2 protein-coding genes are annotated in these 1,767 nt (G+C 69.2%); both read right to left on the bottom strand.

Translation table 11 applies throughout. The features are described from left to right. Positions 1–5: 5 nt before the first annotated feature. A complete protein-coding gene (gene phbB / locus QSJ97_RS24455) occupies positions 6–731 on the bottom strand; it encodes an acetoacetyl-CoA reductase (protein WP_285675113.1) in 726 nt (241 codons plus the stop codon). 151 nt (positions 732–882) lie between these two features. Then, positions 883–1,767: acetyl-CoA C-acetyltransferase (locus tag QSJ97_RS24450; protein WP_285675112.1), on the bottom strand; the 885-nt coding region annotated here is incomplete at its 5' end.

Genomic DNA, 1,767 nt, shown 5'->3' with positions numbered 1-1,767 from the left:
GCGGCTTAGGAGAAGAATTGTCCGCCGTTTGCGGAGATTGTGGAGCCGGTTATGAAGCCCGCGTCGTCGGAGGCGAGGAAGGCGACGCATCTGGCGATCTCCTCGGGCTCGCCGAGGCGGCCGACGGGGATCTGCGGGAGGATGTTCTTCTTGAGCACCTCCGCGTCGATGGCGCGGACCATCTCGGTGCCGATATAGCCCGGGCAGACGGCGTTGACGGTGACGCCCTTGAAGGCGCCCTCCTGCGCCAGCGCGCGGGTGAAGCCGATATCGCCGGCCTTGGCGGCGGAGTAGTTGACCTGGCCCATCTGCCCCTTCTGGCCGTTGACCGAGGAGATGTTGATGATCCGGCCGAAGCCGCGCGCGCGCATGCCGGGGAACACCGGGTGGGTCATGTTGAAGAGGCCGGTCAGGTTGGTGTCGATGACCTCCTTCCACTGCTGCGGCGTCATCTTGTGGAACATCCCGTCGCGCGTGATGCCCGCGTTGTTGACCAGGATGTCGACCGGGCCCTGGGCCTCCTCGACCGCCTTGATGCCGGCGGCGCAGGCGTCGTAGTCCGCCACCGACCACTTGTAGACCGCGATGCCGGTCTCGGCCCTGAAGGCCTCCGCCGCGGCATCGTTGCCCGCATAGTTCGCCGCCACCTCGCAGCCCGCCGCCTTCAGCGCCTTCGAGATCGCCGCGCCGATCCCCCGCGTGCCGCCCGTGACCAGTGCCACCCGTGCCATCGCCGTCCCTCCTTGTCGTCCGTTCCTGGTTACCATCCGGTTAACGGTTCGGTTAATGTTCCCTTAACCCTTCCGTGTCAGACAGGGCGCATGATCCGGCTCCTCGCATGGCTCCCGGCGATCCGCGCCCCGTCCCTCCGCCTCGCCGGCCTCAGCCGCGCTCGAGGCACATGGCGACACCCATGCCGCCGCCGATGCAGAGCGTGGCCAGCCCCTTCCTCGCGTCGCGCCGCTGCATCTCGTGCAGCAGCGTGGTCAGGATCCGCGCGCCCGAGGCGCCGATCGGGTGGCCGATGGCGATGGCGCCGCCGTTCACGTTCACGATCTCCGGGTCCCAGCCCATGTCCTTGTTCACCGCGCAGGCCTGCGCCGCGAAGGCCTCGTTCGCCTCCACCAGGTCGAGCTCCTCCGGCTTCCAGCCGGCCTTCTCCAGCGCCTTGCGCGAGGCCGGGATCGGCCCGGTGCCCATGATCGCCGGATCGACGCCGGCGGTGGCATAGGAGGCGATCCGCGCCAGCGGCTCGAGCCCGCGCCGCTCCGCCTCCGCCGCCGACATCACCACCGCGACGGCGGCGCCGTCGTTGAGGCCGGAGGCGTTGCCCGCGGTCACCGTGCCGTCCTTCGAGAAGGCCGGGCGCAGCTTGGTCATGCCCTCCATGGTGGCGCCGTGGCGGATGTACTCGTCCTGGTCCACCACCGTCTCGCCCTTGCGGTGCTTCACCGTCACCGGCACGATCTCGTCGGCAAAGCGCCCGGCCTTCTGCGCCGCCTCGGCCTTCTGCTGGCTGGCCAGCGCGAAGGCGTCCTGCTCCTCGCGGGTCAGCTGCCACTGCTTCGCCACGTTCTCCGCCGTGGTGCCCATGTGATAGCCGTTGAAGGCATCCCAGAGCCCGTCCCTGATCATCGAATCGACGAATTTCAGGTCGCCCATCTTCTGCCCGGCCCGCAGATGCGCCACATGCGGGCTCAGCGACATGCTCTCCTGCCCGCCGGCCACCACGATCTGCGAATCGCCGAGCGCCACGTGCTGCGCCGC

Origin of the sequence: Paralimibaculum aggregatum (genome assembly GCF_030270585.1) — a bacterium.
Lineage (GTDB): Bacteria > Pseudomonadota > Alphaproteobacteria > Rhodobacterales > Rhodobacteraceae > Thermohalobaculum > Thermohalobaculum aggregatum.
The sequence above is the reverse complement of the archived record's forward strand: the minus strand, read 5'-3'. Positions and strand labels throughout refer to the sequence as shown.